Raw genomic sequence first — 14,004 nt, forward strand, 5'->3', positions numbered from 1 at the left:
TTTTCCCCTGTCGATCTATATAGTCTAGCTTTTATCGGATTAATGGGTAATGTTCGCAGCCTTGGAATTGGCCTTCACGCTACTTTTCCTATTAAATAAACGACTTACGCGAACCTTCATCGCATCAATAACCTCATAGACTACCGGAACGACGATCAGCGTCAGCACAGTGGACGTCGTCAAACCGCCAATAACTACCACGGCCAAGCCCTTGGAGATAAGCGATCCTTCCGATAAGCCGATTCCGAGAGGCAGCAAGGATATAACCGTCGCGCCCGCTGTCATAATGATAGGACGTAACCGTGTAAGACCCGCTTTCACTAAGGCGTCCCGTACCGGAATTCCTTCCTCCCGAAGCTGCTGCACCCGGTCGATAAGTACGATCGCATTCGTAACTACGACACCGATAAGCATGAGGAATCCGATCAAGGATGTAATGTTAATGGATTCCCCGGCAACAAACAGACCCAGGAATCCTCCGATTGCCGCCAGAGGCAAGGAGAATAAAATAACGAACGGCGCGCTCGCATTGCCGAAGGCAATAACCATAACAAGATAAACGATAAGAATAGCTGCAACCATTGCAACACCCATCTGGCCGAAGCTTTCCTGGATATCGTCGCTGACACCCTGTACTTGAGCTCTGACGCCGTTAGGCAGTTCAAGATTCTTGAGCTCTGCGGCCACTTTACTGCTTATGCCGCCCTTGTCTTTACTGTCGATTTTGGCGGTTATCTTCACGAATTGCTCCTGCATTTCACGGGAAATGGCTGCCGGAGCATCCACCTGCTTGATTTTGGCGACCTCGTTCAAATTCACGACCGTACCTGTAGGTGTCGTAATCTGGAATTGACCGATTTTATCCACCGAGTTTTTAAAGTCGTCCTGGATCATCATCTGGGTTTTGAAGGTTACGTTATCGAACTTCAATTCACCGATATCGACCTTGCCTAACCAGACACGGACCGTATCCAGAATTTGAGCGGAGGACAACCCGTATGTTCTCGCCTTGTTCTGATCAACAGTGACTTCGACCTGCATCTTCTTCTCACTCAAATTATCCTTGATTTCCTGAAGCTCCGGGAACTCCTTCATCTTTGCCTTAACCAGCTCCGCGCCGGTCATCAATTGAGTTAGGTCATCCCCTTTCAACAGGTAAGCAAAGTCCTCACCCGAGCCGGACATCCCCGCTGACATCAGATTTCCTTCTACCTCAGAGCCTTTCGGAACCAAGTACAGCATCTTGTCCGCATAGACTTTGGCCATTTTCTTGGCATCCGAGGCTTTGGACAACGATCCGATAATCATCGCCTTGTAAGGAACCCGCTCACCGCTTGTATTGTTCTGGTCATAACCGACCATCGATTCAAAGTATTCGAAAGCAGGCTCTCCAATTGGGTCCTTCTCTTCCTTTAACATCGCCTCGATTTCCTTCACCTTGAGATCCATGGATTCAATCGAGGTCTCACGAGGCAGCTTGAGCGTAAACTGTACTTGCTTATCCGTTGCGCTGTCCGGCATGAACGCTGCAGGCAGGAAAGGAACGGTTCCTCCGAGGGAGATGATAAATACGAGGAAGGCAACCAGCAATGTTTTCTTAGGATTGCTGAGTGACCATTCCAAAAACTTCTTATACCGGTTTGAAAATGCGCCCAGCTTCTCTTCGTCGTGATGCTTGATTTTATCGCTTTTCAGCACCATCAGCTTTGCCAGCATCGGAATCACCGTAAGCGCAACGATCAGAGACGTCATCAAAGCAACGACCAGGGTGATGGCGAACGGACGGAAGATGTCTCCCAGAATCCCTCCGACGAAGGCAATCGGCAAAAACACGCCGGCTGTCGTAATCGTCGAGGAAGTAATCGCGGATGCGACCCTTGCGGTAGCCATCTTGATCACCGATTCATTGCGTTCGTGAGCTTTTTGCAGTTCGCTGAAAATATTCTCGATAACAACGATACTATCATCCACGACACGTCCGACGGCTATGGTCAAGCCGCCCAAGGTCATAATGTTCAGCGTTATGCCTAGTGGCGCCATAATGGAAAGCGTGGTAAGAATTGATAACGGTATAGAGACTAATACGATCAATGTCATACGAACGTTTCTTAAGAAGAGCAAAATCATGACCGAGGCGAGAATCGCACCCGAGATGCCCTCTTTTAACATCCCGTGGATGGATTTCTCTACATCATTCGCAGAGTTGTAGACGGTGGTGAAGTGGATATTAGGAAACTCCTTCTCCCATCCTGCGATCAGCTTCTTCACATTGTTCGAAAATTCAACCGTGTTGGCATCCTTGCTTTTGTACAGCGTAATCCCGATAGCTGTGTTCCCGTTCAACCGGTCGATAAATTCAGCCTCGGAGATAGCTTCAATTTTGGATACCTGCTTGAGCAGCACTATTTGTCCCGATGCGGTAGTCAGCTTCATGTTCTCCAGATTATAGATCGTGTTCAAGTCGCTTTGAATACGAACCATCTGCTCATTGCCGTTAAAATCCGCCGTTCCTGCAGGACTTGTCAGCAATGCGGCTTGTATGCTCTGCTGCACCTGCGTCGGGGTCATTCCGTAGTTGTTCAAGGCATTGATATCCAGCTTCAACTTGAGCGTAGCTTCCTGCTGCCCGACGGAATCGACGTGATCGATCCCTTTCATCGCGCTGAGCGTAGGCTCGATCGTATCCTTGTAAATCCGGTTAAGCTCCTCCTGGTTCATCCCGTTGTCCCCGTTAAGAGCCGCAAAGAAGACCGGAAAATCGTTGGTGCCGAACTTGGACACCTTCGGCTTTGACGCCGTGGCGGGAAGCTTCACATCGGCAATGGCGCTCTCTATATCTCTTTTTGCGTCATCCGGCTTCCGGCCGTTGACCAGCTCAACGGTAATCGCCGAGAAACCGTCGTTCGAGGTCGACGTTACTTTCTTCAAGCCTTCGATACCGACTATCCGCTTCTCCAGCTTCTTGGTGACGTCTTCCATCACATCTTTTGGCGGGGCCGGATAAACGGTGCTGACAAACACCATCGGCAGTGAAATATCCGGCATGCTTTCCTGCTTCAGCTGTGATGCCGAATATGCTCCCGCAATGAACAAGAGAATGCTGATAATGATAATGGCCGCAGCGTTTTTCAAGGAAAAATTCGTTAACTTGTTCATCTCTCTACTCCTCCATTCCTACTGCTCTTTTCTCTATGTATTTCCTAGCTGCTGCTTAATAACCTTCCATTTTTCCTCCAACTCTATTAATTGTGCCATGATAAGTTCGCTCAGCACCGAGAACGCTGTAAACCTTTCCTTCAGCATGGCATAAGTCTCTTGTTCGTGGGGTTCGACGTCCGTTATGACATCATAAGCTCTGAGAGCGGTGTTCACCGTCTGCTGGGTGTTTGCCAATCTCTCTTTAAAGGAACGAATAGACGACAGATCGATATCGTCGGATACGTAATAATAATTTTTCCGGTCATTGCTCGTCGCTATTTTGTAGCACAGCCCGATACGTTCCATTGAACGGATATGTACACTGACGGCGGCTCTGGTAACTTTAAGCTGCTCGGCTATCTCCTGCAGACTTATCGGCTCGGATGCGAACAGCAGCAAGGCCAGAATTCTTCCCACTAACGGACTATGCCCGTCATACTCTAGCTGCAGGGACATCTGATTGCTGACAAATTGTTTTAATTCTGAAAAGGTTCGCGGGGCATGCTGCATAGTCATCTCCTCTTCGTTTTCTGTTGATAAGACCCTTGTAGTAAGCATAACATCGTTAACAAAGACGTTAACACAAATTACTGACTGGTCATCCATAATGTACTATATACAAAAAAACCAATATTTACAATACTTTTTTGCTTGATTTATTTTTATCTAAACTATAACTGACCAACTGGTCACAATCTTGACTAAAGATTCACCTGCGTATACAATCTTTACAACAACAATAATCGAATCAGGAAGTGATCCTCATTGAACGGTAAAAAACTGCAGATCGTTCAGTCTGCTATCAAGCTGTTTGGGGAAAGGGACTACCATACCACGTCCATACAAGATATAGCAAGCTTGGCCGGCGTATCCAAAGGAGCCTTCTATCTGCATTTTCATTCCAAGGAAGAGCTTCTTATTTCCATTTATCATTATTTCTTCGAGCTTATATTTCAAGGGCTTGATCAAGCGCTTTCAGACACGACAGCCTCTCCCGAAACGATACTTAGGCAGGTGCTGCTTCAGCAATTGAAAATTATTATTGGCAACAAAGAATTTCTTGCCATGATGCAAAATAACGGAGCGGCGTTTATACAAAACGAAACCGTAAAAAACATGATGTTTGAGACCAACCTTCAAATCCTATCCTGGTTTCAGAAACGAATCATCGAAGTCTACGGCAGCCCTATCGAGAAGTATTCCCTCGACTGTGCGATCATGCTGAACAGCCTCTTGAAGGATTACTTGTTTTATTGCCTCAGCTATCATATTGCTATGAAGCCTGAGGAGGTAGCCTCCTTCTTGTACGAGCGGCTGGACGATCTTGCCCAAGGCCTGATGAGAAAGAACCATGCCCCCATCTTTTCCTCGATCGAAATGATGCAGAAGCAAGGTCTTTGCGGAGATGGCAGCACCTGGCTGTTGAAGATCGAACAGTGCGAGCAATGGATCGAAACGAATGTAGAGGATCAACGTACCTCGGATACCTTGATTCAATCGATCCACGCCGTGGTGAACGAGCTAAAGAAAGAAGAACCGAATGAGATTATCATTCAGGGCATGTACAATTATTTGCTGACCTTAAGCAAGGAGTATCCTCCTCTGCTTGAGCAATTGGAGCAGCTGCTGGCCTGGAGGCTCGGCAATTAAGAAGAATCGCTTTGTTCATCCGACAGTTCCCTCGCGTCGGGAATGTTAAAAAGCCGCAGTTCAGGATGTTTTCCTGATCTGCGGCTTTCTTATCATTTCGGACTCCCAGCATAATCCGGACCATCCTCGCAGTCAAGGCCCTATGTTGCGGGAGCATCTCATTCCAGCCTGACCCTTACGCCGCTTGACCCCTAACCGTTTCGTCCTTAGGCAGCAAGACGGCCAATACGCCGAGCAGCGGCAGGTAGGCGCACAGCTTCATGATAAAAGCGATGCTTGTCGCATCTGCTATCGAACCAAGCACGGCGGAGCCAAGTCCTCCGAGCCCGAAGGCGAGTCCGAAGAACAGTCCGGACACAAGACCGACTTTGCCCGGCAGAAGCTCCTGAGCATAGACCACAATGATGGAGAAGGCGGACGACAGGACGAAGCCTGCGCACACGCACATGACTCCGGACCAGAACAGATTGGAATAAGGCAGCAAAATGGAAAATGGTGCGGTCCCCAATATGGAAAGCCAGATGATATTCCGTCTGCCGTAACGGTCCGCCAATGGACCGCCAAAAAAAGTGCCTGCAGCCGATGCAACAAGAAAAGCAAACAGGAACATTTGTGCGTGTTCAACGGTCAAGCCGTAGTCCTGAATCAGATAGAAGGAGTAGAAGCTTGTTATGCTTGACATATAGACATGCTTGGAAAATACAAGAAAGACCAGGATCACAATCGCAGCGGTGATCTGCTTCGAGGTTAGCAGGCTCTTGCGCCCCTCAGCGGTCGTGGCCTTGGCGGAACGGCGCGGCTGAACCTTCTGCCTGCTGTACCATCCGGCTACATAATATTGAATAGCGATAGCGGCAATAGCGGCAAAGGTAAACCAAATGACGCCGAACTGTCCCAATGGCACGAAAATAAGCGCAGTCATAATCGGCCCGAGCGAGCTTCCTATGTTGCCGCCGACCTGGAATATCGACTGTGCCAGCCCTCTCTGTCCTCCTGCCGCCAAATAGGCGACCCGGGACGATTCTGGGTGAAAGACGGCGGAGCCTATCCCCATCGCAATGACCGAAAGCAGGATGACGATGAAGTTCGGCGCTAACGCCAGCGTAACGACCCCCACCAAGGTAAAGCATACTCCGATAGGCAATATGTAAGGGCGCGGACGAATATCCGAATATAGCCCTACGACCGGCTGAAGGAAGGAAGCCGTAATATTCATGGCAAAGGCAATAAGTCCGATTTGCGTATAAGTTAACTGCAGCGTATCCTTGAGGATCGGAAACAAGGCCGAGATCGTCGACTGCATGGAATCATTCAGCAGGTGGACGATACTGATCGCGAAAATAATCGGAAATACGGTTGAAGCAGCGGGTGCTGCGGTTGCAGCGGTTTTCTCCACAGTGATCTCTCTCCATTCTTTTTCTAGTTGTTAAGGACAAGCTCGACTCGCTTTTCGCTATTCAGCGATTATAGCACGGCTTTCGAGCATGTCAACCACTATTTTGAAAGGAATGGAGAAATTTCCGGCATTCTCTTTTACTCTTTGGATTGGAGCAATTTCACCATAAAAGCGGAGAAATCCGAAGCATGAAAGGACTTGGCATCTGATGATACGAAGCCTCGCATCCGAAATCCGAAAGACAGCAGGACGAATAGATCTGCTGTCTTGTTCGCGTCTACCGACATCGGAATAACACCGTGCTCCTGTCCTGTCACAATCCATTTTTTTGACATTCCGAGCATATGCTCATAAAAACGTCTAATTTCCTCTATCGCGGATTCATCGCTTTTTCCAAGCAAGTACATGAACACCTGGTTCGTAATATCCTGCGGGTTTTCCAAAACCGGTAGAAGGCTAATAATTTGATTGAGCGGTCCCGCCAGCTCCCGCTTCGAACGAAGCACCTCGTCGTAAAAGCGGTTGTCCATCTCTTCGAGCCGCTGCTGCAGCACCATGGCCAAAAGCTCGTCCTTGCTTTTCACATAATGAAAAATAGCGCCCTTGGATAGTCCGGAGCGCTCCATAATATCGTTGAAGGTCGTCTTCGTACAGCCCTTTTCCAATATCAGCTCTTTGGTAGTGTCTAGAAGCAGCTGCTGCGTCTGCTGCCGTTTCAATTCACGTTTCATAGTCCCCTCCGTATGGCCCGTTTAGCGGTACATTAATGATCTCATTTTACAAACCGACTAACGGTTTGTAAAGCAAGGAGCCACTTGCCGAACCCATCCCTCCCTCGAATTAGCCGGAGGCTTTAAGAATACGATCAAGAAACTGCACAATCATCTGCCGCAAATCCACCTGGATTGAGCTCTGCTCGCGGTCTGTCGCGCTTCCGGCGGCAACGAATTGCCAGGCCAAATCCGTTGCTTTCAATTGTTCGATGAAGTCAGGCGACAATGCTAAGCCGGATTCTCCGGTAAGGGCTCCGTGAACAATAAGCAGGGGCGGCACATCGTTCCCTTGTTTTGGTCCCCCTTCTATTGGAAAGGCGTCGTATCCCTCGTGCGCGGTCGGGAGATTCCTTGCCATCATAGCTAATGGAAAGCCTTGGTAAGCCGGATAGGACCAGGTAAGAAAATCTTCGATGCCGTACACATCGATTGCACAGCTGACTTCGGACGAATATTCCTGATATAAGCCTCCCTGGTTCATGACGGCATGGTTGGCGGTAAAAGCAGTCAAAAGTGCAAGATGGCCGCCGATGACACCAATTCTCGCCGGATCGATGCGATAGGTATCCGCCCATTTCCGCGCATAACGAACCGCCGATTTGCACTCGAACAGGTTATTCGGCCAACCCGGTACAACCAGCTCCTCGTTCCAGCCGGCAAGATTGCGCAAAGCGGTGGACGTTTCGGCAAGCAGGATGACATACCCGCGAGCCGCGAGGTATAGAGCCATGTCCGCTTCCAGCTCCCGGGATCTTCTGCTCTCCCTTCCGTCGGTATGATAAATAATAATACAGGGGTAAGCTTCTTCTTCTGCGGATCCCGGCAGGTAGACATCCATCCGTTCTTTCCTGTCAGGTCCTAGATAGTATAGATTCCTTACGATGGCACAGGGGCCGTTGTCCTCGAGCTGCATCTATTTTCCTCCGTATCGTCAATGGACTGGGATACCGCTTACCTAACAAGGAAACAAAAAGACCGCCTAACATTCGTTCAGCGGTCCATCCTCTCAGCAGATATGAAGTTGCATGTTACGGAAGCCGGCAGACGCAATCAATGCTTATCCAGCAAGGAGCTCATTGCTTCGATGGCCTCTTCCTCGTCAACGCCTTTGGTTTGAATTGTAATTCTCGTCCCCTGCCGAATCGGAAGCAGCATCATACCGAGAATACTTTTGGCGTCCAGCTGTATGTTTTCCTTCTCAAACTTGATTTTGATGTCCGAGCTGAAATAGCTGGCCTTTTGCGCGATCATTTGCAAGTATTGCGGTTGAAAATCGGTCGCAATGACCATTTCGTGCACCCTCATGACAACTCCTCCGATCCTGATGTAAGGTTCTTCCTGTGGTCCCAACACAAGTTGATGTCATTATACTATAAAATCTTTTATTAGGTAAGCGTTATCAACACAATAATTCATATTTTTCAATCTATGAAAATCCTCTATCTGGCCCTCAAAGAAAAAAGCCTGAACTCCCATGAACCATGCAGTTCCTGGCAGCTCAGGCAAAAGGACCGTCTTACGATTTATGCTTGTGAATCAAGTCCATTTTTAACTCGTAGGCTTTGGGGCTCAAGTGGACCGAAAACTCCGCCGGGTTCAGCTTCCGCAAATATTCCGGCCAGAATAACGTCAGCTGTTCTTGATGGTGCTTCCGGATTTGATCCAGGCTCGGCAGCTCGTATACCTGTTCACCGTCAACGAAGATTGGCGTTAACAGCGGCTCCGTCTTGTAGTTCTCCACGTATCTGTAAATGTAAGGATGCACTTTATCGAATAGCTTCAGCTTTTCCCCTTGCAGTACATCCGTTTCTCCCGAGAGGGTGACATAGTCGGCTATCGCTTTGCCGGTTTCCTTATTGATAATGCGATAGGCCTCTTTCTTACCTGGAGTCGATACTTTCTCAGGATTCCCCGAGATTTTGATAACCGGCTCAAGTTCTCCGTCCTTCTCCCGGGCAACCAGCTTGTAAACCCCGCCTAATGCAGGCTGATCCGCCGCGGTTATCAACTGTGTTCCTACTCCCCAGCTGTCGATCTTGGCTCCCTGAGCCTTCAGGTTGAATATGATATTCTCATCCAGATCGTTCGAGGCAACGATAACAACGTAGGGCAACCCGGCATCATCCAGCATCTTGCGAGCCGTCTTCGACAAGTACGCCAAATCCCCGCTATCCAGACGGATACCGCCCATTTTTTTACCCTGCCGCTCCATTTCCTTGGCGATTTTGATCGCGTTAGGAACACCGCTTCTCAGCGTATCGTAAGTATCTACCAGCAAGGTAACTTGATCGGGCAAAGCCGACGCGTAACGCTCGAAGGCCTCTTCCTCCGTATCATGCGCCTGGACCCAAGCGTGAGCGTGTGTTCCCTTGCTTGGAATGCCGAAAAGCATGCCCGCCCTCATGTTCGACGTCGCGTCGAAGCCGGCAATATAGGCTGCACGGGCGCCCCAGATAGCGGCATCCGCCTCCTGCGCTCTTCTGGTTCCAAACTCCATCAGCACATCGTCGGGTGCAACTTGCCGTATCCGGGCCGCTTTAGTCGCAATAAGTGTCTGGAAATTCATGAAGTTCAGCATAGCGGTTTCCAGAAGCTGCGCCTCGAAAATCGTCGCCTCTACGCGAATAAGCGGTTCGTTCGGGAACACAACGGTCCCTTCCGTCACACTGCTGATCGTTCCGGTAAAGCGGAACTGACGCAGCTTCTCCAGAAATGCAGGATCATACTGTTCCTCCTGCTCCTTCAGGTATCGTATGACCTCATCGTCGAAATTCAGGCTTTTCACATATTCTACAATCCGTTCCAATCCCGCAAATACCGCAAAACCGTTGCCGAACGGAAGCTTGCGAAAAAATATTTCAAACACCGCTTTTTGATTCAAGGTTCCATGAATCCAATGGGCGTACATCATATTGATTTGGTATTTGTCTGTATGCAATGTTAAATTCTCGTAATTCATGTTGATCCTCTCCATCCAACCGACTATTTTCATTAGCTATTGTTTCCATACTTGCTCTATTAAAACTTACACGATCGCGGCGCCAAGCGTCTGTTCAAAATGGCCAAGCGCCCATTGATGACCCGCTTCGTTAAAGCTAGCCACCGCATTCCGGTGAATGACAATCCGAAAGCCTTTATTGTAGGCGTCCACCGCCGTATGAAGTACGCATATGTCAGTACAAACCCCTACGAGATGGATCTCTTCGATGCGGCGCGCCCGCAGCTGCAGCTCCAGATCCGTTCCGCAAAATGCGCTGTATCTCGTCTTATCCATCCAATAGATGTGCTCGCGATTCGTTTCATATGCCCCGCGAAGCTTGCCGTACAGCTCCCGCCCCTCCGTACCGCGAAGATTATGAGGAGGGAACAGCTTGTGTTCGGGATGATAAGGATCTGTGTCGTCGTGCAAGTCGACGGCCATAACGACGAAATCTCCGTTTTGCACAAAGGCTTCCGTCAATCCGACGATTTGGTCTTCAATATCTATGGCAGGCTGTCCGCAGGGCAGCTTTCCAGTCACAAAATCCACGGTATAATCAATCACTATAAGAGCTTTCATATCGCACACCATCCTTTTCCCAATTGAATTGATGATTAGCCGTATATCGATAACGGAGGAACATAACCGGTAAACCCGTACAGCTGGGCGGCACGCTGCGAATATTTGTTAGACAGCACCGGTCTGCCTTCGGTATCCCTGATCTCCTCAATGATTCCCTTCCGGCTTTGTGTCGAAGTAATTTTGCGAATAAAATTTTTCTCCTCAAAATCAGGACAAACCGTCTGAATAACCTGATACAGCTCGCTGATGGTGAATTGCTCCGGCAAAAATTCCTTCGCTATGGTCGTCGTCAGCATTTTTTCCCGGATTTTGTTCAAGGCATCCTGCAAAATGATCCGATGATCAAACGCAAGGTCCATCTCGAGGGCTTCCTCCACCCGGAACAGCCTGACATCCGATGCATCATCCGCCGCACGGCGCTTCTCCAATAATTGCTCGTTTACCAGGGCGAAGAAAGCATGGGAGATGATCCAACCCCTCGGATCCCGCTTAGGCGTACTGTATACGTTGAAGTATTCGATATGAACGCCGTCCACCCCCGTCTCTTCCCTCAACTCCCGCCGCGCACTCTCCTCGATCGTTTCCGTCTCTTGAGAGAATCCGCCGGGCAGCGCCCATTGTCCTGCAAAAGGCCATTGCTTGCGCTGGATAAGCAGCACTTGCAGCTCCCTTACCGGCAGTGATTTCTTGACTCCCTGACGCTCGGTTGAAGTGATGGTAAAAATAACAATGTCCGCAGGCGCCCCATCCGGCGTTCGATATTTACTGGCACTATAATTTGTTTCGTTGTCTACGGAGTTCATGGTATCACCTGACCGCTTTTTAATATTATCGATTTGATATTATCATTATGACATATTTATTTGATTTGTCAACCCTTTTTTTGCCTTTCTTCATCGTTAACAAATCCTGGGGAAATGATACTAAATACAGGCTGTCCATCCTAAGGCATTCAATGATAGAATGAATGTATTACTTTGTCGAAGGAGGAGCCTCGATTGCCGGACATTTTCGGACCCAAATACTATATCGAGAATGACTCTTTTTCCATCCAGTACATGTATCGTAAAGGGTTTTCGACGATGTCGACGCCGCACTTCCACCCGTTCTTCGAAATTTATTATTTACTGCAGGGCGAGCGTACCTATTTCATTAACGGAAATATATACACAGCCCGCAGAGGCGATATGATTCTCGTGAATCCCTATGACGTGCACCGGACAACCAGCTCGGACGTACAAGAATTCGAACGGATCCTGATTAACTTTTCCGAGCAATTCATTCCCGCCAACAGCGTTCCTTCCGGACCTCAGTTTTTACCGTTCGTTCAAGGCTCGCGCCTGATCCGTTTTTCCATGAAGGAGCAGCCGGCTATCGAGCATATGATCCGGGAAATGCTGTCGGAGTGCGAGAATCAGGCAGATGGCTATGTCGACTATGTCAAGTCGCTGCTTCATCAGCTGCTCATCAAGGTATACCGGCACAGCACCGATGGCAAGCAGGAGCCATTGCAGTTCGCTCATCCCATGCACCAGAAGATTTCGGAGATTGCCACGCATCTGAATGATCATTTTCAAGAAAACATCACACTCGAACAAATTGCCAAGCAATTTTACATAAGCACATCCTATCTGAGCCGAGTGTTCAAGAAAATTACCGGCTTTCACTTTCGGGAGTATCTTCAGCTGATTCGGGTCAAGGAAGCCCAGCGGCTGTTGAGAGAGACCCATGAGAAGGTGCTGACCATTGCTGAGAAAACAGGCTTCGAGCATGTCGCCCACTTCAACACTACCTTTAAGAAAGTAACCGGAATGACGCCGCTTCGCTACCGGAAGCAGAACAAGATCGCGGATAGCGATTCGATCGAGCAGGAACGTGATTCTTCCATGTAAGCCTGCAAGGGGCTAATAAAAAGCCGGAAGAATAAGGGTAATTTCCCTTTTCTCCGGCTTTTGTCCGTTTGTATTCTTCAATGAAGAAGCTCCCCTACGACCTCAAACGCTTCATTATTTAGTGAAACATTCATTGTATAAGCCAGCTCCAATTGACTTCCGCTGAGCCTGATTCTGTAAGTAACCACATACGGAGTTTCTATGTAATACAACGTCAGAACGATCCCTTCCTCATCCAATCCCGCAAAACCTATCACCTCTTGCAGATGCAAAGACAAGTCCTTTACGAACCGTTCCTCAAAACGAACCGGACGATCAAAATCAAGCTGCAGCCTTTTATTCTGATTATCTTCATAATCTATCTGTAACTCGAAGCCCGAGCCCTCCATATGGAGATGAACCAGTCGGATTCGTTGAGGATTTGGAGTCGTCCGGTAGCTCCTATGACCTATTGCCTGGACCCGTAAACCTGTAATAGGGTGAGTGTGCATCGTTTCGGACATCGCAGCGAGCTTCTGCTGCAATTGTTTTTTGCCATCAAAGCATGAATCACTTCCATCATCAGCGGAGGGGATCAAATGATCATACACAAGGTCCAGCAGAGACTGAAGTTCGGCACTCCCGGTTAAGCTGGAGGTCGCCGCTATTACAATGCGACGCTTTGGGGCTACAAAACAAAGCTGTCCAAAAGCGCCTCCCCCTCTGTAGCAGCCTTCGCGGCATAAGAAAAATTGGTATCCATAGCCTTGTGAAGAATCCGCATGCGCAGTATCTTGACGGTTATCGCTTTGCTCCCGTGTCGCCAGTTCCATGTATGCTTCCGAAACAATCCTCCGCCCGCCATACATCCCTTTATCCAGCAGCATTTGCCCGAAGCTAGCTATCCCCTCGGTCCCTATACTCAGCCCCATCCCTCCCGCAGTAACTCCTGCCGGACAAGCTTCCCAAACAGGCTGTGGAATACCTAGAGGCTCAAATAACCGGGGCATTAAGAAATCTACCAGGCTCTGCCCCGTCGCCCTCTCAACAATAGCAGCAAGCATATAAGTGGAGTGAGTGCTGTATCGATAATGAGTGCCAGGTTCATGCTGAACCTCTTGTGCAAGGAACGCTTTGATCCAATCCTGCTCCCTTGCAACTCGTCTGTAAATATTGTCGTGATGTCCAGCACTCATGCATAACAGATGATGTATTGTCATTTTCATCAGATTCGCAGAAGGCTTGTCCGGCAGCTTATCCGGGAAATATGAGATCACTCGATCTTTCAAATCCAAATAGCCCTCATCCCATGCAATCCCCACTGCAATAGATGTAAAGCTCTTACTAAGGGAAAATAATAGCTGCTGTGTGCCCTTCTTGTATGGTTTACGCCAGAATTGGGCTTCAATATTCCCATCCTGAAACAAAATAAAGCTGTTCACCCAAAGTCTCGATCGCTCCAAGTCAGTTAAAAAACGAAGTACCGATTTCGGGGAGAGTTTATCATATGACATAGAACCTCCTAAGGGAAATCGTTATTTCCCAGGCAACCGC

At 48.7% G+C, this 14,004-nt stretch carries 12 protein-coding genes; 2 read left to right on the forward strand and 10 right to left on the reverse strand.

The features are described 5' to 3' along the window. Positions 1-39: 39 nt before the first annotated feature. A complete protein-coding gene (locus GGC63_RS12135; RefSeq protein WP_192702550.1) occupies positions 40-3,156 on the reverse strand; it encodes an efflux RND transporter permease subunit in 3,117 nt (1,038 codons plus the stop codon). A gap of 33 nt (positions 3,157-3,189) precedes the next feature. Then, complete coding sequence (locus GGC63_RS12140; RefSeq protein WP_179136078.1) at positions 3,190-3,708, reverse strand: GbsR/MarR family transcriptional regulator; 519 nt, start codon at positions 3,706-3,708, stop codon at positions 3,190-3,192. Between the two features lie 255 nt (positions 3,709-3,963). Between GGC63_RS12140 and GGC63_RS12145 the strand changes: the two genes are divergently transcribed. Beyond that, positions 3,964-4,848, forward strand: a complete 885-nt coding sequence (locus GGC63_RS12145) for a TetR/AcrR family transcriptional regulator (RefSeq protein WP_192702551.1) — start codon at positions 3,964-3,966, stop codon at positions 4,846-4,848. Between the two features lie 175 nt (positions 4,849-5,023). Here the strand turns inward: GGC63_RS12145 and GGC63_RS12150 are convergent, their stop codons facing one another. The 7 genes from GGC63_RS12150 to GGC63_RS12180 form a co-directional block, all read right to left on the reverse strand. Further along, the gene (locus GGC63_RS12150; protein ID WP_192702552.1) at positions 5,024-6,244 is read right to left on the reverse strand and encodes an MFS transporter; all 1,221 of its coding nucleotides are present in this window, start codon (positions 6,242-6,244) and stop codon (positions 5,024-5,026) included. Between the two features lie 137 nt (positions 6,245-6,381). Then, complete coding sequence (locus tag GGC63_RS12155) at positions 6,382-6,975, reverse strand: TetR/AcrR family transcriptional regulator (RefSeq protein WP_192702553.1); 594 nt, start codon at positions 6,973-6,975, stop codon at positions 6,382-6,384. Positions 6,976-7,084: 109 nt separating this feature from the next. Continuing rightward, positions 7,085-7,930 carry an alpha/beta hydrolase gene (locus tag GGC63_RS12160; protein WP_192702554.1) on the reverse strand — a complete coding sequence of 282 codons (846 nt, stop codon included), beginning with the start codon at positions 7,928-7,930 and terminating at the stop codon, positions 7,085-7,087. Between the two features lie 137 nt (positions 7,931-8,067). Continuing rightward, positions 8,068-8,322 carry an HPr family phosphocarrier protein gene (locus tag GGC63_RS12165; protein WP_079911849.1) on the reverse strand — a complete coding sequence of 85 codons (255 nt, stop codon included), beginning with the start codon at positions 8,320-8,322 and terminating at the stop codon, positions 8,068-8,070. 211 nt (positions 8,323-8,533) lie between these two features. Further along, entirely contained in the window at positions 8,534-9,976 is a 1,443-nt protein-coding gene (locus tag GGC63_RS12170) for a nicotinate phosphoribosyltransferase (protein WP_192702555.1), read from the reverse strand. 66 nt (positions 9,977-10,042) lie between these two features. Continuing rightward, entirely contained in the window at positions 10,043-10,576 is a 534-nt protein-coding gene (locus GGC63_RS12175) for a cysteine hydrolase family protein (protein ID WP_192702556.1), read from the reverse strand. A 35-nt stretch (positions 10,577-10,611) separates the two neighbouring features. Next, on the reverse strand, positions 10,612-11,382 hold the full coding sequence (locus tag GGC63_RS12180) for an NUDIX domain-containing protein (protein WP_192702557.1): 771 nt from the start codon (positions 11,380-11,382) through the stop codon (positions 10,612-10,614). 195 nt (positions 11,383-11,577) lie between these two features. Here GGC63_RS12180 and GGC63_RS12185 point away from each other — a divergent pair, with 195 nt between their 5' ends. After that, positions 11,578-12,471, forward strand: coding sequence for an AraC family transcriptional regulator (locus tag GGC63_RS12185; RefSeq protein WP_225948139.1), 894 nt, complete (start codon positions 11,578-11,580; stop codon positions 12,469-12,471). A gap of 77 nt (positions 12,472-12,548) precedes the next feature. On the opposite strand, the gene GGC63_RS12190 is transcribed toward GGC63_RS12185, so the two are convergent. Continuing rightward, the gene (locus GGC63_RS12190) at positions 12,549-13,964 is read right to left on the reverse strand and encodes a serine hydrolase domain-containing protein (protein ID WP_192702558.1); all 1,416 of its coding nucleotides are present in this window, start codon (positions 13,962-13,964) and stop codon (positions 12,549-12,551) included. Between the last annotated feature and the right edge of the window lie 40 nt (positions 13,965-14,004).

The organism is Paenibacillus sp. OAS669, from assembly GCF_014873645.1.
Classification (GTDB): Bacteria; Bacillota; Bacilli; order Paenibacillales; family NBRC-103111; genus Paenibacillus_S; species Paenibacillus_S vulneris.

Coding starts and splice junctions, on each gene's coding strand:
- GGC63_RS12135 (WP_192702550.1), bottom strand. CDS start 3,156: ATGAACAAGTTAACGAATTTTTCCTTGAAAAACGCTGCGGCCATTATC.
- GGC63_RS12140 (WP_179136078.1), bottom strand. CDS start 3,708: ATGCAGCATGCCCCGCGAACCTTTTCAGAATTAAAACAATTTGTCAGC.
- GGC63_RS12155 (WP_192702553.1), bottom strand. CDS start 6,975: ATGAAACGTGAATTGAAACGGCAGCAGACGCAGCAGCTGCTTCTAGAC.
- GGC63_RS12160 (WP_192702554.1), bottom strand. CDS start 7,930: ATGCAGCTCGAGGACAACGGCCCCTGTGCCATCGTAAGGAATCTATAC.
- GGC63_RS12165 (WP_079911849.1), bottom strand. CDS start 8,322: ATGAGGGTGCACGAAATGGTCATTGCGACCGATTTTCAACCGCAATAC.
- GGC63_RS12170 (WP_192702555.1), bottom strand. CDS start 9,976: ATGAATTACGAGAATTTAACATTGCATACAGACAAATACCAAATCAAT.
- GGC63_RS12175 (WP_192702556.1), bottom strand. CDS start 10,576: ATGAAAGCTCTTATAGTGATTGATTATACCGTGGATTTTGTGACTGGA.
- GGC63_RS12180 (WP_192702557.1), bottom strand. CDS start 11,382: ATGAACTCCGTAGACAACGAAACAAATTATAGTGCCAGTAAATATCGA.
- GGC63_RS12190 (WP_192702558.1), bottom strand. CDS start 13,964: ATGTCATATGATAAACTCTCCCCGAAATCGGTACTTCGTTTTTTAACT.